Below are 21,793 nucleotides of genomic sequence, written 5' to 3' on the forward strand. Positions count from 1 at the left end.
ATTGGTTTGTTAAATGAAAAAACGATTGGAGAGATTGTTAAGGAAGCAGCGAGTTTGTTTCCTAATAGAGAGGCCTATGTGTATCCAGAGCATGGGATTCGTAAAACGTATAAAGAGTTTGATGCTGAAACAGATGAGCTTGCAAAAGCCTTCATTGGAATGGGTATTCAAAAAGGGGAACATATAGCCATTTGGTCAGACAATAAAAGAGAGTGGCTACTAAGCCAATTTGCCACTGGCAAAATGGGAGCCGTTTTAGTAACCGTCAATACTAACTATCAGGAGAAAGAACTTGAATATCTCTTGCAACAATCTGATTCTACTACCCTTATTTTATGTGAATCCTTTAAATCTACTTCTTATCTCGATATTATTCGAGCAATTTGTCCTGAAATTATTACGTCTGAAAAAGGAAACATCCAATCTGAAAAGCTCCCTCATTTTAAGAGAGTAATCGTAATGAGTGAAAATGACTATCCAGGGATATATAAATGGTCAGAGTTTGTTGCATTTGCAAATAAAGTGTCTGATGAGGCTTTAGATGAGTCTTTGGAAGCGCTTCACAATGATGACGTGATTAATATTCAATATACATCCGGTACTACTGGATTTCCAAAGGGAGTAATGCTATCCCATAAAAACATTGTTAATAACGGTCAACTCGTTGGGGACTACATACATCTTACAGAACATGATCGTCTATGTATTCCTGTTCCTTTCTTTCATTGCTTTGGATGTGTAATGGGTACGATTGCTTCGGTAACGCATGGCACAACGATGGTTATAATTGAACAGTTTGATGCAGGGAAAGTATTGAAAATGGTACAGGATGAGAAATGCACTGCCTTGCACGGAGTACCTACTATGTTCATAGCGGAGTTAAACCACCCAGATTTTAAACAATTTGATCTGTCTTCCTTACGTACTGGAATCATGGCTGGCTCCATTTGCCCAATTGAGGTCATGAAAAAAGTGATAGAAGACATGGGTGCTTCCGAAATAACCATTGCTTACGGACAAACCGAAACATCTCCAGTTATTACGCAAACTAAAACAGACGATGCAATTGAAAAACGCGTATCTTCGGTTGGTAAGGCTCATCCGGGAGTAGAAGTGAAAATTATTGACCCAGCAACTGGAGAAGATACCCCAGCAGGAGTGCCTGGCGAGCTCTGTGCAAGAGGATATTTAGTCATGCAGGGCTATTACAAAAATGAAGAGGCTACAAATTCGACAATTGATGACAATGGGTGGCTGCACACTGGTGACATTGCGGTAATGGATGATGAGGGTTATATCGACATAACGGGTAGAATTAAAGATATGGTAATTCGAGGTGGTGAAAATATCTATCCTAAAGAAGTAGAGGAATTTCTTTATCAGCACCCATCTATACAAGATGTACAGGTAGTAGGAGTCCCAGACCAAAAATATGGTGAGGAACTTATGGCATGGGTTATTTTAAAGTCTGGTGAAAATCTTACTCCGGAGGCTTTAAGGGAATATTGTAAGGGGAAAATATCTTATCATAAAATACCGAAGTATATTGAATTCATTGATGCATACCCAATGACCGCTTCTGGGAAAATTCAAAAGTTTCTGCTCAGAGAAATGTCGAAAAAGAGAGTGGAGGTATAAAAGGTATATTTCCTGGGAAATCGACAAAAAAGTATAAAGCTTAACAAAAGCGTCATAGAGCATCCTTATATTAAGAGATTGTTTACTCTTTAAGCACCGAGATTACAATCGGTGCTTTTTTCTGTTTTCCTGTATACTAAAATGAAGGAAATGGAACATAATTTTAGGACAAGAGGTGAAAGCATGTATCTAGACCATATAGTTCATTTTGTAGAAAAAAATCCATTAGAAATAGCTGAGGATTGGCAACAGCAAGGGCTTCATGCTGTAGTTGGAGGGCAACATATAAACTGGGGAACGTATAATGCGCTTCTTTATACAAAAAATAGTTATATAGAATGGCTGTCAATTGAAGATGAGCATATTGCTCAAAATACAGATCATCCTTTAATCAGTTTGATGTTACATGATTTAAAGAAAAGTCCGGGATTTGGGACTATTTGCATTCGGACATCTAAAATTGACGTATTGAAACAAGAACTTGAAGAGAAAGGTATAGAAACCTCCGGAGTCTTATATGCTGAGAGAAAGACAACCAGTGGATTTGTACGTAAATGGAAGATGCTGTTTATCCGAGAGGAAGTAAGCGACCAATTACCAATGCCTTTTTTCATTGAATGGCAGGAAACAGATGAGGATAAGTATGAGTTGCTAAAAAAAGATGGAACAATTGTGGAAAGCAATCTTCAGCTGTCCATTGAAAGTTGTGAGTTTCATGTTAAAAACCCTAGGGAAATAATAAAAAAATGGAAAAAATACTTGAATGTAGAGCAATATGATGATCAAACACTATTGCTACCAAATACGAAATTAGTATTTAAACAGCTTGAAGATGGAACAAAAGAAAGGCTAATAAGTATGCAAATCAAAGGCGACTCCAGACAAGAAGCTATTATTTACGAACAAGGAGAATATCGTTTTAAATTATTATGAGGAGGATTTTGAATGGAAGAGTTAGTGGAAAAAGCCATAGTAGTGGCAGTAAAGCTACAAAAGGATGAGCATTTTGATTATGAACTAGAGGAGCTTTATAACTTAGCCGAAGCTTTAAATGTGGAAGTAGTCGGTGAAATGACTCAAAATCTTGAACGAGTTACATCCTCCCATTACGTAGGAACAGGAAAGGTAGAGGAGATTAAAAATCTTTTTGACGCAATGGATGCTAACTTAGTCATTTTTAATGATGAGCTTTCTCCATCTCAAATTAGAAATTTAGAACGGGACTTAGAATGTAAGGTAATAGATCGTACCATGCTGATTTTGGATATTTTTGCTCGACGTGCAAAGTCTAATGAAGCACAAATGCAGGTAGAGCTTGCACAGCTTCAATATATGCTTCCGCGATTAGTTGGACTTAGGGCGTCTCTTGGTCGTCAAGGTGGAGGAACTGGTGGAGGATTCAAGAACCGTGGTGCTGGTGAAACCAAGCTAGAACTGGATCGTCGTAAAATTGAAGACCAAATATCGAAGCTAAAAAAAGAATTAGAACTAATTAAGGACCAGCGGGAAACACAAAGAAAGCAACGTAAGAAAAACAATATTCCAGTAGTCTCTTTAGTCGGTTATACTAATGCTGGAAAGTCGACTATCATGAATCAGCTATTAAATAAAATTGGGCAAGAGCAATCTAAACAAGTTTTTGAAAAAGATATGCTGTTTGCTACTTTGGAAACATCCGTGAGACAAATAAAATTATCGGATCAAAAAGAATTTTTACTCACTGACACAGTTGGATTTGTCAGCAAATTACCCCATCATCTAGTAAAAGCCTTCCGTTCAACTTTGGAGGAGGCAAGAGATGCAAATCTATTGCTTCATGTAGTGGATGTATCGAACGAGGAACACCGATATATGATGGATGTCACAAATCATACCTTGCTGGATGTCGGGGTGGAGGACGTACCAACTATCTATGTTTATAACAAATCAGACTTGGCAGAGTTGAAGTATCCATATATATCGGGAGATAATATTTGGATATCTGCTAAAGAGGGAAAAGGTCTAGATGAGCTGCTAGAGACTATTAAGAAATATATTTTCTCAGACTACGTTCAATGTAACTTGTTAATACCCTTTGACCGTGGAGATATTGTCTCCTATCTAAATGAGAACGCTTCGGTCAAATCTACCTCCTATGAGGAAGAAGGGACCTTAGTGCATGTAGAGCTCAAAAAATCAGATTATAATCGCTTTGAAGAATATGTATATCAATTATAAAAAGGAAAAGCTGCCATGATTGGCAGCTTTTTTGAAAGGGAAGAAAATATATTAATTTAAATTTACATAAAAGAGTAAACAATTACTAAGTGATTTCCGCTCTAGACGGACGCATTCCGCGGGGGGGGAGCGATAAGCCATCACCGTCTGTCGCTCCAATCAAGTATTTGTTTTTAGATTTAAAGCTGTATAAAGGATACATTCATTACTGGTTTTGGTGGTGAGAAAAAATATACTAACAGTTATATGTGTTTATTATCAAGTCAATCCATAAAAAAGCAGAACATAACATTAAGTTATGTTCTGCTCAAATAAACTAAATTTGTTGAAATTGTATATTATGAAGTCTAGCGAATATTCCATCTTTAGCCACAAGCTCATTATATGAGCCATCCTCGGCAATTCCTTCTTCTGTCACTACAATTACCCGATCTGCATCACGAATTGTTGCCAAACGGTGGGCAATTATAAGTGTAGTTCGATTTTCTGCGAGTTCCATTAAGGATTGTTGTATAATTTTCTCTGTTTCTGTGTCGAGAGCGGATGTTGCTTCATCCAAAATGAGAATAGGTGGATTCTTTAAAAACATACGAGCAATTGCAAGTCTTTGCTTCTGTCCACCAGATAGCTTCAGACCTCGTTCACCAATTTGCGTGTCATATCCATCAGGGAGTGAAGCTATTAAGCTTTCTAAATGAGCTTTTTTAGCAGCACTATGAATTTCCTCATCGGTAGCGTCTCTTTTGCCGTAAGCGATATTTTCACGAATGGTGCCAGTGAACAAAAAGACATCCTGCTGTACAATTCCAATTTGGGAACGAAGGGAGTGAAGCGCCAAATCTTGAATATTTAGTCCATCAATGGAAATTGCTCCTTCATTTACATCATAAAATCTAGGTATTAAGGAACAAATGGTTGTTTTCCCTGCTCCAGAAGGTCCTACAAACGCAACTGTTTCACCAGCTTGAATAGATAGATTAATATCTTTTAAAACAGATTGGTGATCATCATATCGGAAGCTAACATGGTCAAAGGAAATATCTCCTTTTAAATGCTGAACTTGAAGGGCATTTGGCTTGTCTACAATTTCTGGCTCTTGCTCTATTAATTCTAGGAAGCGTTTAAAACCAGCCATTCCTTTTGGATATAATTCCAATAAAGCGGTAATTTTATCCACTGGCTTAATTAGTACATTTACATATAAAATAAAACTTACTAGCTCTCCAGAGGTTATGTAATCTTGGTAAGAGAACCAGGCTCCTACTACTAGTACAACTAAAGTTACTAGCCTTGTCATCATATAAATGCTAGAATGAGTACCTGCCATGACTTTGTAAGCTGCTAGCTTTGCTAATCGGAATTGTGAATTGTCCTCTTTGAATCTTGAAATTTCAAAATTTTCATTTGTAAAGGATTGGACCACACGGGCTCCGGAAACGCTGTCTTCCACTCTTGCATTTACGTCAGCGATTTTGCCGTACATATTCTTCCATGCTTTATTCATCATTATATTTCCATAGGTTGCAACGATGGATAAAAAAGGAACCATAATAATAGCGATAACAGCCAGCTCAGGATTTATGTTGAACATAATAGTGAAGGCCCCTATAATCGTCATAATAGCGATAAATAGGTCTTCTGGTCCGTGATGTGCTAGTTCTCCTATATCAAATAGGTCATTTGTGATTCTACTCATAATGTGGCCCGTTTTGGTGTTATCAAAAAATCGAAATGATTGTCGTTGCACGTGGTTAAACAGTTTTTGTCTCATATCAGTCTCAATATTAATACCTAGCTTATGCCCCAAATAACTCACGACATATTGGAGAACGGTACTAATAATGTAAACGAATAAGAGCACAATACTAACTCGAACAATTGTAGCCCAATTACCGGTAGGAAGAAGATCGTCTATAAACCATTGCACAGCTACTGGGAATGCTAGTTCTAAAATTGCAACAAAAACGGCACTGCTGAAATCAATAATAAATAATCGTTTATGTGGTTTGTAAAATGAAAAAAATTTTTTAAGCATCTCGTAACTCCCTTTTCATTGTCATAACGACTATTATAACTAATAATTTCAGTTGTCGAAATATTATAATGTTTCTTTTTTGAAAAATTAGGGAATATTTAATTATATTTTTTGTAGAAACGAGGCGTAATAAGATGTTATCGAAAGAAGAAATAGTAAAATCTGTACCTCAAACAGGGTTTTTTGGCCAACCTAAGGGTCTTCTATCCTTATTTTTCACGGAGTTTTGGGAGCGTTTTTCATACTACGGTATGAGAGCAATTTTAATCTATTATATGTACTACGAAGTGACCCAAGGCGGTTTAGGGCTAGAACGATCAACAGCTAACTCTATTATGGCCGTTTATGGTTCATTAGTATATATGTCTGGGATTATCGGTGGTTGGATAGCTGATAGGTTATTCGGTACTACTAGAACAGTGTTCTATGGCGGAGTATTAATCATGATTGGTCATATAATACTGGCATTTCCTGGAGGATTAACTACCTTATTTTTATCGATGGCGTTTATCATCATTGGTACAGGTCTATTGAAAACTAATATTTCTACTATAGTTGGTGATTTGTATTCAGCGGATGATGCTCGTAGAGACTCAGGATTCAGCTTGTTCTACATGGGTATTAACATGGGAGCGTTCGTTGCACCATTAATCGTAGGAACAATTGGTTTAGAGTACAATTTCCATTTAGGATTTGGACTTGCAGCAGTAGGTATGGCAATAGGTTTAGTAGTCTTTTTAACTACGAAGAAAAAATATTTAGGTTTGGCAGGCTCTTATGTACCAAACCCACTTTCTAGTGAAGGAAAGAAAAAATTCTTTACTAGATTAGCAATTGGTGTTGTGATTATTGCCGCCCTTGGTTTCTATTTAATCCAAGCTGGTATTATGACGATTGATGTTTTCACAATGACTATTTCCATATTGGGTATTCTTATACCAACCCTATACTTCATAGTTATGTATAGAAGTGATAAGTCAACAGCAGACGAAAAGTCTCGTTTACTTGCTTATATTCCACTTTTCGTAGCAGCTATGATGTTCTGGGCAATTCAAGAACAGGGTTCCAATATTTTAGCCCAATATGCTGATGAGCGAGTAGATTTAACACTTGGCTCTTTTGAAATTTCACCAGCCTGGTTCCAATCGTTGAATCCATTATTCATCATTGCACTCGCTCCACTCTTTGCTTGGCTATGGGTGAAACTTGGAAATAGACAGCCGTCTACTCCTCGTAAGTTTGCATATGGATTATTCTTTGCAGGTTTGTCTTTTGTTGTGATGATTTTCCCTGCTTACTTTAATGGTACTGATACGTTAGCTAACCCGATGTGGCTAGTTCTAAGCTTCTTCTTAGTAGTACTTGGTGAATTACTTCTTTCACCTGTTGGTTTGTCTGCAACTACAAAGCTAGCACCGGCAGCCTTTGCTGCTCAAACAATGAGCTTATGGTTTATGACAAATGCTTCGGCACAAGCAATCAATGCTCAGGTTGTTAAATTGTATAAGCCTGAAACGGAGATTATGTACTTTGGAGTAATTGGTGCAATAGCGATAGGATTGGGGTTAATCCTATATGTAATGACACCACTAATCCAAAAATACATGCGCGGTATTCGTTAATTTTTCTTAAAAAGTGAAACCTTTCGTTAATTTGTTCGTAAGTTATGTTGTGAAACAAAGAAGGGATGGGAATAAAGTGAAAAAATGGAAAACGCTTTTAGCAGTTACTACACTTACTTTTGGTTTAGCCGCTTGTAATGAAACTGCCACACCAGCAAACAAGAACGTAAAAGAAACTAGTGAGATGACTTTAGAAGAAGTGTATAACAAATCAATGGCAGTGTCTGAGGAATTGAAAAGTGTCTCTGCTAAAGTAGACTTAGCACAAAAGATGCATATACCGAGCGAAGAGATGAATGTAGATATTAGCACTGCTATGGACATGAATTTAATAATAGAACCTATGCAGATTTATCAAAAAGGAACTACTTCTATGAAGTCTGAAGATGGTTCTATGAACGAAACAATGGATACAGAAATATACTTCAATGATACTGATTTGTATATGTATGAAGGAACAACGCAGCAGTGGATGAAGTTACCACAAGAAGCAATGGGTGACGTCATGGCACAAACAAATTCTGCAAATCCTGCTAATTCACTAGCTGAAATTGAAGAATATTTAAAAGACTTTAAATTTGAGCAAGATGATAAAAATTATATTTTGACACTTGATGCATCAGGGGACAAATTTAACGACTTAGTACAAGCACAAATAGATGAAACAATGCAAAGCATGGCACAGGCTGGAGAAGATGTTCAACTAGACGTTAAAATTAACTCAATTAACTATTTAATTCATATTGATAAAGAAAGCTTCCAAACTACTAAATACGATGTAATTGTAGATATGGACATGGAAGCAGAAGGCGAGTCTATTAATATGAAACAAGATTTAAAGACAGATTTCTCTAACTTTAATGGAGTCGATAAAATCGAAATCCCACAAGAAGTTATTGATAATGCTGTAACTATCTAATCTAATTTAAATTTTCAAGTCTGCATGTAATTGTTAGGTATCTGACAATTACATGCAGACTTTTTGTTTAGTAGTAAATTTATAAAGAAATAGAGAACTACTTTGCACAAGTTAAATGCAATAAAGAATGCAATAAATCGTTTACCTGTTCCAGAAGAATATCTGGTAACTGTATTAGCTATAGAACAGTTAGACTTGATAACTACTGAGCGCGAGGAGAAATTCCTCGTGTTTTTTTGTAAAAAAAGATTACATTGCATTTATGCTTGAATATTTTAATTACTTACTTAGAAAAGTAATGTTAGTAAAAGAAAAAAATAGGGAACACTAATGAAGAAATTTACTTAAAGCAAATTGGATGGTTGCTGGTCTAATGTAAGGAGGCACTAAGCATGTATGATTGTATTATTATTGGAGGCGGTCCAGCGGGGCTGGGTGCAGGTTTAACGTTAGGAAGAGCAAGAAGAAAAATTGCCTTGTTTGACGATGGAACAAATCGAAACAGAGTGACCCATGAATCGCATGGATTTATCACTCGGGATGGGATAAAACCTCATGAATTTAAAGGTATAGGACTTAAAGAGCTAGAGAACTATCCGAATGTCTCTTATTTCAACAAAACGATTATTGAAATTAGAAGAGAAGGAAACGAAGGTAATTTTATCGTTAGAACAAGAGATAATGAAGAATACGTTTCAGAGAAGCTCTTACTAGCTACTGGCATCCAAGAAATGTTTACAATTGAAAGTATTCGAAGCTTTTATGGAAAAAGTCTATTTAGCTGTCCGTATTGTGATGGATGGGAATTGCGCGATAAGCCTCTTTTAATTTTAGCGGAGAAAGAAGAACATGTTCTTCATATGGTTAAGCTAATTTATAATTGGTCAAATGACTTGATGGTTCTAACTAATGGAAAAGAATTATCTCACGAAGGTATGCAAGAGTTGGCTAAACATAATATTGAAATAAAGATGGAAAAAATAGATGAGCTTCTAGGAGAAGCGGGTTATCTAAAGGGAGTAAAGTTAGAATCTGGAGAAATTATAAATAGAACTCAGGGATTTGTGGCGCCAACATATTATCGTCCAAATTATTTTGCAGAAAAATTAGGGTGCGAAATAGATGAAAAGGGAAGGGTAATGACAGATCCTCGATGTCGTGCATCTCAAAAAAATGTTTATGTGGCTGGAGAAACAAGAAAGCCTATTCCCTCATCACTAATGATTGCGGCTGCAGACGGAAATAAAGCAGCAGTATCTATTAACACAGATTTAACAGAAGAGCGTTTCTAAATATATAAAAGCATATATAACTTTATTCATCAGGATGGCCTTGAAATGAGTCATGACCATCCTTCATAAAGTTTTATCACATAGAATAGTCTATTCCAAGGTCAGATATATTTGTGTACTTACCTATTTCATTAGGTATTGAATGAAGGGACTAGAAAAGTCCTTTTATATTGCTCACTACATATTTTTATAAACTGTAATTCTCTAATTCTTTGTACTTATAAGTTATCTAGCTTATAATTTTTATAACTAATAGGAGGGATACTGTGAAGAAATGGTTCTATCCACTTGGACTTGTTACATTACTAGGGTTTGCAATGCTGTATTTAAACATTACAAAAGATGAAGTGGTGTCATTAGACCACAAAATGTCTAACCTACTTGGTGGCAGTCAATTCATCACGGCATTTCACTATTTTGGAGATACAAAATTTATATTGCTTATCGCACTATTAATCATATTATTGTTGTGGATTCGATCTCATAATTATCGTGGCATGTTATTTGTTTTGTTTACAGTTGGGGTAGGGAATGCTTTAAACCAACTACTAAAAAAAGTGATTCAGCGAGAACGTCCTGATGTATCCAATCAATTAGAAACGTTTAGCTTTCCATCTGGACATGCGATGGTAGGCTTGCTCTATTTGTTTACAATTGCTTATTTAGCTACTGAGCATCAGACAAACAAAAAAATTTCGTTAACTATTTGGTCAGGAGCCATATTAATGACCATTATGATAGGTCTTTCGCGAATAGCGGAATCACGTCACTATGCATCAGACGTGTTTGCTGGGTGGATGGCAGGGTATACATGGTTTATACTAGTTGCTATTTGGTACGAGCTTAGAAAACGTAACAGAAAAAGTAAAAAGAATAAATTATAAATCCTTTCCAATTAACGGAGGGGATTTTTTAGTAAGGAGGAAATTTTTTGTTTGAGATACCGAACCATTTAATGGATTTATGCATAAAAAGAATAGAGGGTTATCCGGTTGAGGGTTTTGTAAAAGGGAAAGGTCCAAGAAAGCCTACTCTTATGCTAATTGGAGAGGCGCCTGGAGAAAATGAAGCCATTCAGGGTATTCCTTTTATCGGAAGAGCAGGTGAGGAATTGAAAAAATCCCTAGCCAGTATAGGTTTAACAAGGGAAGACGTATATATGACAAGTGCCGTAAGAAGTCGTCCCTTCGTTTGGAGAGAGAAAAAGGAAAGAAACGGAGAAGCAGTAAGAAAAAAATATAATCGACCGCCTACTCAAAAAGAAATTATTGCACATGCCCCTATTTTGGACTACGAAATAACAAATATTTCACCCTTACTAATTGTTACTTTAGGAAATGTAGGATTACAGCGATTACTAGGAAGAGAAGCAACGGTTTCTAAATTACATGGGCAATTACTACAAAAGCCTGTTCAATTTCTACAGTCGCTAAACTCATCAGAATTTGTGTGGTCCACTGAAACCTATACCATTATCCCAACCTATCATCCTGCTTCAGTATTCTATCGTCCATCTAATCGAGATTTTTTAGAAGAAGATTGGATAAAAATCGGTGAATATATTAAAAGCCAAATATTATGATATCTTCTTGTGTTGAATAAAGTTGCTTGAAGGAAACTTTTTAAGTATAATAAGTTTATATTAGAGAGAAAGAAGATGGGTCAATGGATGGAAATGTAGTTTTTGCATTATTACTTACTTTGTTTGCTGGCCTTGCTACTGGGATAGGGAGTTTGTTGTCTTTACTTACTAGTAGAACAAACAAAAAATTCTTATCTGTAGCTCTTGGATTTTCAGCGGGAGTAATGATCTATGTTTCGCTCGTGGAGATTTTCGTTAAGGCAAAAGACTCCTTAGTAGAAGAACTAGGATCTACTAATGGCTATTGGGCTACATTAGCTGGTTTTTTTGGAGGAATGATTTTCATAGCCTTAATAGACCGATTGATTCCTTCACATGAAAATCCGCATGAAGTAAAAAGTGTTGAGGATATGAAACTCAAGCCAGCTAATGCAGAAGATGCTCGTTTAATGAAAATGGGTATGTTCACTGCACTTGCTATTGGTATTCATAATTTTCCAGAGGGGATAGCCACTTTTGCTTCAGCATTACAGGATCCTAATCTTGGTATAGCAATTGCTATTGCGGTAGCTATTCATAATATTCCAGAGGGGATTGCGGTAGCTGTTCCTATATTTTATGCTACGGGCAGTAGAATGAAAGCATTTAAATTGTCGTTTTTATCAGGGCTTGCAGAACCAGTAGGCGCTTTAGTTGCCTTTTTAATATTGATGCCATTTTTAAATGGAATTATGTTCGGAGTAATTTTTGCAGCAGTAGCAGGTATCATGGTGTTTATATCATTGGATGAACTACTGCCAGCAGCTAAGAAATACGATGAGACTCATTCTTCTATGTATGGAGTAGTGGCTGGGATGCTTGTGATGGCTTTAAGTTTAGTGTTAATGGCATAAAGAGAAGGCAGTGCAATTCTCCTTAATAAGAGGGGAGTGCATGCTTTTTTGAGCTCTTTTACTTGTCGGTTACTTAGAAATGCGAGAAAGTATAAATTGTATGGTTAGATGAATATATCCTTAACAGGGAATGTATGAATTATAGGTTGATTTCCGCTCTAGTCGGACGCTTTCCGCGGGGGGAGCGATAAGCCATCACCGTCGCTAACGCGTCGGATGCGATGTCTTATCTGTCTCCCTTCCTCCCGCAGGAGTCGCCGCCTGTCGCTTCAATCAAACACGGCACAGTAGTATGGATCAATTAACTCCAAAAAAATTCACAGGAATAACATGAACAATTAATGGTTGATTTCCGCTCTAGTCGGACGCTTTCCGCGGGGGGAGCGATAAGCCATCGCCGTCGCTAACGCGTCGGATGCGATGTCTTATCTGTCTCCTTCCTCCCGCAGGAGTCGCCGTCTTGCTGCTCCAATCATTAATGTGGAAGCTGTAAGGTTAATCACGGATTGGCAAAAAACTTATTATTAACGCAAAAGGAGGATGGTCGTGACTTGGGTCACTGACCATCCTCTCTTAAATTCTTCCTATATGATAGAAACAAGTCATTCCCGAAGCTTTAGAGATCAAATGGGAGATAGCTGTGAATCTGATATCTCGCTTTTCCTTATTTGTGTGTCGGGGTAGGAATAGGAGGAGCTCGGGTTTATCCTGTTTTTAGTTGCAATGATTCCTGTCTTGTTGATAGAAACTGGAACAAGATCAAAGCTTGGGAATTTATCTTTCATTTGGGAGATAAACTCCTGTTCCTTGCCCTTTTGGACAAGTGATAATAGAGTTGGACCAGCCCCACTAATACAAGTACCAAATGCTCCAGCTTTTTTAGCTGCAATCTTTAGCTCCTTGCTTTGTGGGATAAGACCTAAGCGATATGGCTCATGAAACAAATCCTCTTCCATATAGATACCTGCCTGTTCAAAAGACTGTGATAGAAATGCGGCTACCAATAAATTGGCGGATGCGCTAGCCTGAGCTGCGATTGATCGTGTGTAATGATCAGGCAAGACATTTCTAGCTTTTTCTGTCTTCAATTCAAATTGAGGAATAGATAAAACAAAGCTAGCTTCTATGTGATACGAATGAAATACGTGGATTTCACCGTTATCTGTACTAGAAGAGATAGTAAATCCTCCAAAAATAGAGGCAGCGGCATTATCGGGATGACCCTCCATCATCGTAGCAATTTTTAGCTTATCGTGAGCAGTCAGTTTGAGTTCAAGCAATTGATTGGCTAGCTCTATACCTGCAACGATAGCCGATGCACTACTACCCATACCGCGGGCCAGAGGAATCTCACTTTTTAACTTCAATGTACAAGCAGGTAATTCTAGTCCATGCATAGCCGCCGTTTTTACCGCGGACTGTACAATTAAATGATCAGCCGGATTAGGGACAAAAGGCAGATTTTCAGTCAAGTTTTCGATTGAAAGTTGGGAGGCAAGCTCCACCTCTAGTTCTAGATATTTGTCTAATGCAATACCTATCGAGTCAAAACCTGGACCTAAGTTTGCAGTGCTTGAAGGTATGGAAATAGACCATGTCATTATGCAAGCACCCCCTCTATAAATGCGCTTAGTGCAGGGGCATTACTTTCAATTTTATGTGGTGGTGCCACTTTTACATCTATTGCAGTCTGTGGATCTTTTAATCCATTTCCAGTTAGAACTGCAACGACCTTGCTACCGGGTATTATCTTGCCTTCTTTGACTGATCTTATAACGCCGGCGATAGAAGCACAGGATGCTGGCTCTGCAAAAATGCCCTCTCTACTAGCGATTAGTTTATATGCATCAAGCATTTCATCGTCTGATACAGCTTCAATCAGTCCTTGTGACTCATCACGGGCAGCTACTGCGTAATCCCAGCTAGCTGGATTACCGATTCGGATGGCTGTAGCAATTGTTTCAGGGAATTCAATCGGCTTACCTTGAACGATAGCCGCTGCCCCTTCTGCTTCGAATCCATATATTTTAGGTAGACCAGTTTGTTTTTTCTCATTATATTCTTTGAAGCCTTTCCAATATGCTGTGATATTGCCAGCGTTCCCAACTGGAATGGCTAAGTAATCTGGGGCAGAGCCTAGTACATCACAAATTTCAAATGATGCTGTTTTTTGTCCTTCTATTCTATAAGGATTTACAGAATTTACGAGAGTAATAGGTGAGGACTCGCTAATAGCACGAACCATTTCTAACGCTACATCGAAGTTGCCTTCTATTTGAATGACCTCTGCTCCATACATATAAGCTTGAGCAAGCTTCCCCGCAGCTACCTTGCCCTCAGGAATTACAATTACTGCACGCATCCCAGCTCGGGCTGCATAAGCTGCAGCTGCAGCAGAAGTGTTTCCTGTAGAAGCACATATAACTGCCTTACTTCCTTCCTCCTTCGCTTTAGCTACCGCAAAGACCATTCCTCTATCTTTGAAGGATCCTGTTGGATTTGCTCCTTCAATTTTCGCATATAATTCAATGCCTAGTTCATTGGACAGGTTTTCTAATTTAATGAGAGGGGTATTGCCCTCTAGTAATGTAAGTTTTGGTGTGTTTTCAGTTACAGGTAAGAATTCTTTATATTGTTCAATTAGTCCTTGCCAAGCCATGTGATTTCCGCCCTTCTGTTCTCCTTAGATAAACAACTGTATTTATATAAAGGACATTTTACTCTAAATAATCGAAAAATACAAGTGAAAATTTCTGTTGTAAGTTTACAGTTCTATAAGTATACTATTGATGTAAACAAAAAACATTACAGGTGTAAAGACAGGGGATAATTATGACAGCAGTTCTAGAAAAAAATACAAAGAAGGTAGAAAAACCATTATCTAAAAATAAATTGCTTGGTATAGCAGGACTTGCGTGGATGTTTGATGCAATGGATGTGGGAATTCTCTCATTCGTTATTGCTGCATTGGCAAGTGAATGGGCATTAACACCAAACGAGATGGGATGGATAGGTAGTGTAAACTCCATTGGGATGGCTGTAGGTGCTCTTGTATTTGGAGTATTTGCTGACAAGGTAGGCCGTAAGAAAATATTTATGATTACATTAATTTTGTTCTCAGTAGCTAGTGGGCTATCTGCTTTAACTACCACGTTATTTGCATTTATGGCATTACGTTTTCTTGTAGGTATGGGGCTTGGTGGAGAACTACCTGTAGCATCTACTCTAGTATCAGAAAGTGTAGCAGCAAAGGAGAGAGGACGTGTAGTTGTTCTTCTTGAAAGCTTCTGGGCAGCAGGTTGGATTGTTTCAGCAGTAATTGCCTATTTTATAATTCCTGAATATGGCTGGAGAGTTGCACTATTGATAACTGCTTTACCAGCCTTTTATGCTATTTATCTGCGTTTGAAGTTACCTGATTCACCACAATTTACATCAAAGAATACGGAGACTAGATCAATAATCCAAAATATGAAAGATGTCTGGTCAAAGAAGTTTGCTAAGGCAACTTTAATGCTATGGATTGTATGGTTTACGGTGGTGTTCTCCTACTATGGTATGTTTTTGTGGCTTCCAAGTGTAATGGTCATGAAGGGTTTTTCACTTATCCAAAGCTTTGAATATGTACTCATTATGACTTTGGCTCAATTGCCTGGTTATTTTTCTGCCGCGTGGCTCATTGAAAAAGCAGGACGTAAATTTGTATTGGTTACTTACTTATTAGGTACTGCAGCAAGTGCATTTGTTTTTGGTTCAGCAGAGTCGACTGCTATCTTAATCGCATCAGGAATGCTGCTATCCTTCTTTAACTTAGGTGCTTGGGGAGCTTTATATGCATACTCTCCTGAACAATATCCTACAGTTATTCGAGCAACTGGATCGGGGATGGCTGCTTCAGTCGGTCGTATAGGAGGTATTCTTGGACCATTGCTAGTTGGTACATTAGTGACTGCAGGCTATGAAATTGGCTGGATATTCGGTATTTTTTGTATCGCTATCGTTATTGGAGTAATCGCAGTTATATTCTTAGGTACTGAGACAAAACAAATAGAATTAGAATAAGAGTAAAGCTGCTCCCTAGGGAGCAGCTTTTTATTTGTCTCCGAGTTAAAACATAGTACAATAAATATGACTCAGGAAAGGGGAATTATAAATGGAACGATCTAGACATAAAAAGGTATTAATAATTGGTTCTAGTGGAGCGGGTAAGTCGACTTTTTCTAAACAGTTAGCAAAAAAGTGGAATTTGCCATTAATTCATTTAGATTCCCTTTATTGGAACGAGGGGTGGGTTCCTACTCCAAAAGATGAGTTTATAGAAATAGTAAAAGATAAGCTGGAAGAAGAACAGTGGATAATGGATGGGAACTTTAAGTCTACGCTTGAGTGGAGAACAGAGTATGCTGATTTAATCATATTTTTGGATTTCCAACGAACACTCTGTACGTATCGAGTATTAAAGCGAGTATGGATGCATCGAGGGAAGACTAGAGACGATATGGCTTTAGGATGCAATGAAAAGCTAGATTGGGAATTTCTCCGATTTGTATGGAGCTTCCCTAAGAAAGTGCGACCTGCAATATTAAATGTCTTAGAAGATGCGTCCACTCAAAGAGACATATGTATCTTAAGGAACCCTAAGGAAGTAAAGGCCTTTTTAGACACTGCTCGGACAACAAATGAAAATATAATAGGGGTGCATACTAATGAAAGACAAAATATTAAGTGACAGGCAAATAATCGAGTTTATTCCTCCAAATGCAGATATTATTCTGCCTTTAACTAACGGAGAACCACATAAACTTTTAGATATATTAGAAGAGAATGCAAATGATTTAATAAACGTGAAGGTGCATCAGCTACTGTCATTAAAGCAACGTCCCTATATGGAAGGGGCTTTTCCTGATAAGTTAAAGCATGTTTCCTACTTTTTGAGTGGAGCAACAAGAAAGAACTTTCATCAGGGCCTGGTAGACCTAGTACCAAACAACTTTCATGAGATGCCGAGGATTTTAAAAACATCTACTAATCTTTCCATGATAATGGCTGTTGCATCTCCTATGGACGAATTCGGTTATTTTTCACTCGGGACCCAGGCGGATATAGTGAGCGAATTTATTGGGTCGGTACCTTTCATATTAGAGGTTAACAAGCATATGCCTCGAACATTTGGTCAAAATCAAATCCACATTAGTCAAATACTTGGTTATGTAGAGAATGATCGTCCTTTGTTCGAAGATGTAGCTCCGCCAATTGTAGAAAAGGATATTAAAATTGCTGAGTATGTTACAGAAATGATTAGTAATGGGGACACCTTACAAATCGGGATTGGTTCTATACCGAATGCAGTTGTCAGCCTACTTAAAAATCATCGACATTTAGGAATTCATACAGAAATGTTTGTAGATGGTATAGTCGATTTAGTGGAAGCTGGGGCAATTGATGGTACACAGAAGTTCACGAATAAAGGAAAAATAGTGGCGACCTTTGCTCATGGATCCAAGAAGCTATACAACTTCCTAGATAACAATCCTTCGGTAGAATTCCTACCAGTTAGTGTAGTCAACGATCCAAGGGAAATTGCTAAGGAGGAACGAATTGTCTCTATAAATGCAACTACCGAGGTTGACCTTTATGGGCAATGTGCCTCTGAAACTGTAGCTGGCAAATATTATTCATCTTCTGGAGGACAAGCTGATTTTGCAAGAGGTGTAAGGTTTTCCAAAGAGGGAAAAGGCTTTGTCTGTATGACATCCACCGCAAAGAATGATGAAATTTCTCGTATTAAGCTTTCACTGTCACCGGGCTCCATAGTAACGACTTCTAAAAACGATATCGATATGATTGTAACGGAATACGGTGTAGCTAGTATGTTTGGTCAGCCAATTTCTAAGCGAGCAGAGCAATTAATAGCAATTGCTCACCCTAAATTCCGAGAAGAACTAACATTCGAAGCGAAAAAAATGGGGTTTATCTAATATGAAGCCAATCGAGCCATCTTTTTTTCATCAACCTACTTTAGAATTGGCAAGGGATTTAATAGGAAAGTATATAGTTCATGAGCATGAAAGTGGTCTTCTGATTGGTAAGATAGTTGAAACCGAAGCGTATATTGGGGCAGAGGATCAAGCAGCTCATAGCTTCGGTAATCGTAGAACTAAGCGAACGGAAGTAATGTTTGGAGAGCCAGGCCATATTTATACTTATCAAATGCATACCCATACGCTGATTAATGTGGTGGCAGCCCCGTTAGGCACCCCTCATGCGATTTTAATACGCGCTGTAGAGCCTGTAGAAGGTTTAGAACAGATGAAGGAAAATCGGCGTGATCTTCCGATGAAGCAATGGACGAATGGCCCTGGAAAGTTAACGAAGGCAATGGCGATTACAATGGAATATTACGGGCATCATTGGAGCAAAAAGCCCTTGTATATGACAGAGGGAGAGAAGGCTATATCTATCTCTACCGGTCCAAGAATTGGTATAGATAATAGTGGAGAAGCAGTACATTATCCGTATCGCTTTTGGGCAACTGACAACCCATATGTATCGAAAATGCGTTAAAAAAAGAGTAAGTAAAAGACCGATCACAAATGTGGTCGGCTTTTTTAGTTACAATTTTTTCAGAGTTTCCTTACCTCTGACAGACTATATAATTTAGATTAAGTTAATTTAGCCAAATTACTTTATCATTCCATATTTGATTGTAGCGGAACGCGTCCGCCTAGAGCGGAGATCACTCACTAGGAGACATGCTTTTCTTATTCTATTATTCTACCCATATAGTATTCATCTACGTATTGGCCGTTAATCAGTAAGGAGTTTTTTCTTGTTCCTTCCTTTTCAAAGCCTGCCTTTTGATAGAGTTTGTGGGCAATAGTATTCTCTTTTATAACGGAGAGCTCCAGCTTAGTAACTCCTACTTCCTTTGCCCACAGAAACGCCCTATTAATAAGAGAAGTGGCAATACCTTTTCTAGAAAATTGCTTTTTTACTCCTACTACCAAGGAGGCGCGATGTCTTGCTCGTGGAGCATGCGTACCTTGAAGTAATATAAAGCCTGCAATCTGTCCATTCATAATGGCCAGAAAAAGAATAGAATTAGACGAGGTTTTCCAAGAGGTCATCCTTTTTCTTATTTGCTGAACGGTCATTTGAAAGTCAGATTCTCCATATAGCATGAAGTCTGTTTCAGAAAAAATAGCTTCCTGGAGATTGATGAATGGTCGAGCATCTTCCAGCTCTGCTTCTCGAATAACTAATATATCTTGTTCTTTGTCATCCTCTTCATCGTCTATCTCTTTGCTCGAATGAAAAATGACCGATTTTCCTAGCTCAACGTCCTTAACAGAATATCCGTTATCTATCCATGCAAAATAGTGTAAAGCAGGGGGTTTTGTTTTTTTCCACCAACTACTACTTAAGTAAGCTGCATTTGGTAGCGCTTGACCGATGATAGCCTCAATTTCTTCATATGTAAGAATAAATTCTTTTTTAATACACTTTTTAAAGTAGTTAGATAGGGGAATATACTTACTTTCAAATTGTTTAACCATTATAAATTTATCACCCATTTCTATTTTTAAAATAAATATAGGCTAATTATAGCACTCCTTTTTGACTAAGCATATATCTAAAAGCATGTTAATTGGTAAAATAATACCTAAAAAAGGTGCTACTTCACTAGGGAGTAGCACCTTTTCATATTGGTTTTATTAAACTTCTTTTAAATTTAAATTTAGCGCAGGTCCAAAGAACTCATAGTGAATATTATCTTTTGCCAAGCCAATATCGAGTAAATGATTGATCATCGTTTCCATAAAACCGACAGGACCACATACATACACATCTCCATCTAGATGAGCGTACTCTTGAATGATTTCTTTCGTTATATATCCGTCTCCTTCTTCTGAATAGAGAGATTTATAAGTACCATTTTCCAAAGATTCCATTAAAGAGCGAATATCTTGGTCAAAGGGATGTAGATTTTTCGTACGAGCACTATAGATAAAGGAAACAGAACGTTCAGGCTGACTTTTCGCCACTGTTTCAAGCATACTCATCATAGGTGTGATTCCAACACCTCCGCTGATGAAAGTAACTGGAGTGGTTCTTTCTTTACTAAGTGTAAACTCCCCAGCAGGAGCACTTACCTCTACCTTATCTCCGATATTTAAATTTTGATGCAGATGTACTGATACTTTACCTTCGGGATTGTTTTCATCTTCTTTTTTTACAGAAATTCGGAATGATTTCAAGTCAGCGGCTTGGGACAGACTATATTGTCTGTTTAACAAATATTGTTCGCCTGGGATATTTACACGAACTGTAATATACTGACCAGGCTCATATGAAGGTAAGACAGACCCATCTGCAGGCTTTAAGTAGAATGATGTAATGTTATTGCTTTCCTTTACTTTATCTATAATGATAAAGTCTTTAAAAAATCTCCAGCCTCCTTCTTGCGTTTCGGCTGCTACGTACATTTCTTCTTCAATTCCTATAAAAGCATCAGCTATAACTCCATATGCTTCAGCCCATGCATTAATAATTTCATCAGTAGCCGCATCACCTAAAACTTCTTTAATCGCTTCCAATAAATATTGCCCGACAATTGGATAGTGTTCAGGCTTAATCCCTAGGCTGACATGCTTTTGCCCAATTTGTTTAACTACTGGGATAATGGCAGCTAAGTTATCAATGTGAACAGCTGCAGCATAAACAGTATTAGCTAGAGCATTTTGCTGGCGACCTTTTTCTTGGTTTGCGTGGTTGAAAATATTTAATAGCTCTGGATGGGCTTCAAAAAGATTTCGATAGAATGTAGTAGTAATTGCTACTCCGTGAACTTCTAGGACTGGAACGGTAGATTTGACTATATCAATAGTTTTTTGTGATAACATATGCGTTTGCACATCCTTTTAGTTTTTAGCGCTATCAATGTTTAATCAATTGAAATATTAGCGCTTTGTTTTTATAAGTTCACCATACTCCTCTTAAAAATTAAAAGCAATATCTAAAATACTTCTTTTATTTTTTGTAAATAAACAGTCACATTTCTTTCACGAGTTTGTCATAGTAGGTATAATGGAATGAATGGCGGTGTTAGTATGAGAATGACAATGTATACAGACTTTTCCCTTAGAGTATTGATCTATTTAGGAGCTAAAGAAAAAGGGGAACTTTCAACTATTAAAGATATTTCAGAAGCATATGGTATTTCTAAAAACCATTTAATGAAAGTGACCTATGACTTAGGAAAACTTGGGTATATCGAAACGATTCGTGGCAGAGGTGGCGGTATCCGTTTGGCTATGGGGCCAGAGGATATTAATATAGGACAAGTTGTAAGGAAGACGGAGGATGATTTCCATCTAGTAGAATGCTTTGACTGTCAGGCAAACCGGTGTGTGATTACTCCAGCTTGCGGGTTACGTAGAGCTTTAAATAGAGCACTCAAGGCGTATCTAATGATACTAGATGAATATACATTAGCGGACTTTCTCAATAACAAGGATGTATTAGCAAATTTACTTTTTAATGATAGACAAGATATATGATAAAATAAGTTCGGAAATAGATTTTTAGGAGGATT

Annotated in this window: 19 protein-coding genes; 14 read left to right on the forward strand and 5 right to left on the reverse strand. The window is 37.5% G+C overall.

The genetic code is table 11. From position 1 onward, the window contains the following. The 3 genes from D0S48_RS14810 (at position 1) to hflX (ending at position 3,855) form a co-directional block, all read left to right on the forward strand. Entirely contained in the window at positions 1-1,638 is a 1,638-nt protein-coding gene (locus D0S48_RS14810; protein WP_151112397.1) for an AMP-binding protein, read from the forward strand. A gap of 183 nt (positions 1,639-1,821) precedes the next feature. Continuing rightward, complete coding sequence (locus D0S48_RS14815) at positions 1,822-2,571, forward strand: VOC family protein (protein WP_151112399.1); 750 nt, start codon at positions 1,822-1,824, stop codon at positions 2,569-2,571. A gap of 12 nt (positions 2,572-2,583) precedes the next feature. Beyond that, positions 2,584-3,855, forward strand: a complete 1,272-nt coding sequence (gene hflX, locus D0S48_RS14820; RefSeq protein ID WP_151112401.1) for a GTPase HflX — start codon at positions 2,584-2,586, stop codon at positions 3,853-3,855. 316 nt (positions 3,856-4,171) lie between these two features. Here the strand turns inward: hflX and D0S48_RS14825 are convergent, their stop codons facing one another. Beyond that, the gene (locus tag D0S48_RS14825) at positions 4,172-5,890 is read right to left on the reverse strand and encodes an ABC transporter ATP-binding protein (protein WP_151112403.1); all 1,719 of its coding nucleotides are present in this window, start codon (positions 5,888-5,890) and stop codon (positions 4,172-4,174) included. Positions 5,891-6,024: 134 nt separating this feature from the next. Here D0S48_RS14825 and D0S48_RS14830 point away from each other — a divergent pair, with 134 nt between their 5' ends. The 6 genes from D0S48_RS14830 (at position 6,025) to zupT (ending at position 12,198) form a co-directional block, all read left to right on the forward strand. Continuing rightward, a complete protein-coding gene (locus tag D0S48_RS14830; RefSeq protein ID WP_144539471.1) occupies positions 6,025-7,512 on the forward strand; it encodes a peptide MFS transporter in 1,488 nt (495 codons plus the stop codon). A gap of 76 nt (positions 7,513-7,588) precedes the next feature. After that, the gene (locus D0S48_RS14835) at positions 7,589-8,431 is read left to right on the forward strand and encodes a DUF6612 family protein (protein ID WP_144539473.1); all 843 of its coding nucleotides are present in this window, start codon (positions 7,589-7,591) and stop codon (positions 8,429-8,431) included. A 392-nt stretch (positions 8,432-8,823) separates the two neighbouring features. Continuing rightward, positions 8,824-9,723, forward strand: a complete 900-nt coding sequence (locus tag D0S48_RS14840; protein WP_151112405.1) for an NAD(P)/FAD-dependent oxidoreductase — start codon at positions 8,824-8,826, stop codon at positions 9,721-9,723. Between the two features lie 266 nt (positions 9,724-9,989). Further along, positions 9,990-10,607, forward strand: a complete 618-nt coding sequence (locus tag D0S48_RS14845) for a phosphatase PAP2 family protein (RefSeq protein WP_144539477.1) — start codon at positions 9,990-9,992, stop codon at positions 10,605-10,607. Positions 10,608-10,678: 71 nt separating this feature from the next. Further along, on the forward strand, positions 10,679-11,305 hold the full coding sequence (locus D0S48_RS14850; RefSeq protein WP_151113835.1) for a uracil-DNA glycosylase: 627 nt from the start codon (positions 10,679-10,681) through the stop codon (positions 11,303-11,305). Between the two features lie 83 nt (positions 11,306-11,388). Beyond that, the gene (gene zupT / locus D0S48_RS14855; protein WP_144539479.1) at positions 11,389-12,198 is read left to right on the forward strand and encodes a zinc transporter ZupT; all 810 of its coding nucleotides are present in this window, start codon (positions 11,389-11,391) and stop codon (positions 12,196-12,198) included. 623 nt (positions 12,199-12,821) lie between these two features. Here zupT and thrB read toward each other — a convergent pair. Together thrB and thrC are read right to left on the reverse strand one after the other, a co-directional pair. Continuing rightward, a complete protein-coding gene (thrB, locus tag D0S48_RS14860) occupies positions 12,822-13,799 on the reverse strand; it encodes a homoserine kinase (RefSeq protein ID WP_151112407.1) in 978 nt (325 codons plus the stop codon). Continuing rightward, positions 13,799-14,857, reverse strand: coding sequence for a threonine synthase (thrC, locus tag D0S48_RS14865; protein WP_151112409.1), 1,059 nt, complete (start codon positions 14,855-14,857; stop codon positions 13,799-13,801). Before thrC ends, thrB begins: the two co-directional genes overlap by 1 nt. A 173-nt stretch (positions 14,858-15,030) precedes the next feature. On the opposite strand from thrC, the gene D0S48_RS14870 reads away from it, so the two are divergent. From D0S48_RS14870 to D0S48_RS14885, 4 genes are all read left to right on the forward strand, one after another. Then, positions 15,031-16,260 (forward strand): MFS transporter, encoded by a 1,230-nt coding sequence (locus D0S48_RS14870; RefSeq protein WP_144539485.1) that lies wholly within the window; start codon positions 15,031-15,033, stop codon positions 16,258-16,260. Positions 16,261-16,351: 91 nt separating this feature from the next. Next, on the forward strand, positions 16,352-16,927 hold the full coding sequence (locus tag D0S48_RS14875) for a DNA topology modulation protein (protein WP_151112411.1): 576 nt from the start codon (positions 16,352-16,354) through the stop codon (positions 16,925-16,927). Next, complete coding sequence (locus D0S48_RS14880) at positions 16,905-18,176, forward strand: acetyl-CoA hydrolase/transferase family protein (RefSeq protein ID WP_151112413.1); 1,272 nt, start codon at positions 16,905-16,907, stop codon at positions 18,174-18,176. The genes D0S48_RS14875 and D0S48_RS14880 overlap by 23 nt, the downstream gene beginning before the upstream one ends. A 1-nt stretch (position 18,177) precedes the next feature. Further along, positions 18,178-18,762: a DNA-3-methyladenine glycosylase gene (locus tag D0S48_RS14885; protein WP_151112415.1), complete on the forward strand. Its 585-nt coding sequence runs from the start codon at positions 18,178-18,180 to the stop codon at positions 18,760-18,762. A 197-nt stretch (positions 18,763-18,959) separates the two neighbouring features. Here the strand turns inward: D0S48_RS14885 and D0S48_RS14890 are convergent, their stop codons facing one another. Further along, positions 18,960-19,754 carry a GNAT family N-acetyltransferase gene (locus D0S48_RS14890; protein ID WP_151113837.1) on the reverse strand — a complete coding sequence of 265 codons (795 nt, stop codon included), beginning with the start codon at positions 19,752-19,754 and terminating at the stop codon, positions 18,960-18,962. A gap of 159 nt (positions 19,755-19,913) precedes the next feature. Next, positions 19,914-21,101, reverse strand: coding sequence for an NO-inducible flavohemoprotein (gene hmpA, locus D0S48_RS14895; protein WP_151112417.1), 1,188 nt, complete (start codon positions 21,099-21,101; stop codon positions 19,914-19,916). Positions 21,102-21,308: 207 nt separating this feature from the next. Between hmpA and D0S48_RS14900 the strand changes: the two genes are divergently transcribed. Continuing rightward, on the forward strand, positions 21,309-21,758 hold the full coding sequence (locus D0S48_RS14900; protein ID WP_151112419.1) for an Rrf2 family transcriptional regulator: 450 nt from the start codon (positions 21,309-21,311) through the stop codon (positions 21,756-21,758). The last annotated feature ends 35 nt before the right edge of the window (positions 21,759-21,793 follow it).

Source organism: Psychrobacillus sp. AK 1817, assembly GCF_008807035.1.
GTDB classification, from domain to species: Bacteria; Bacillota; Bacilli; order Bacillales_A; family Planococcaceae; genus Psychrobacillus; species Psychrobacillus faecigallinarum.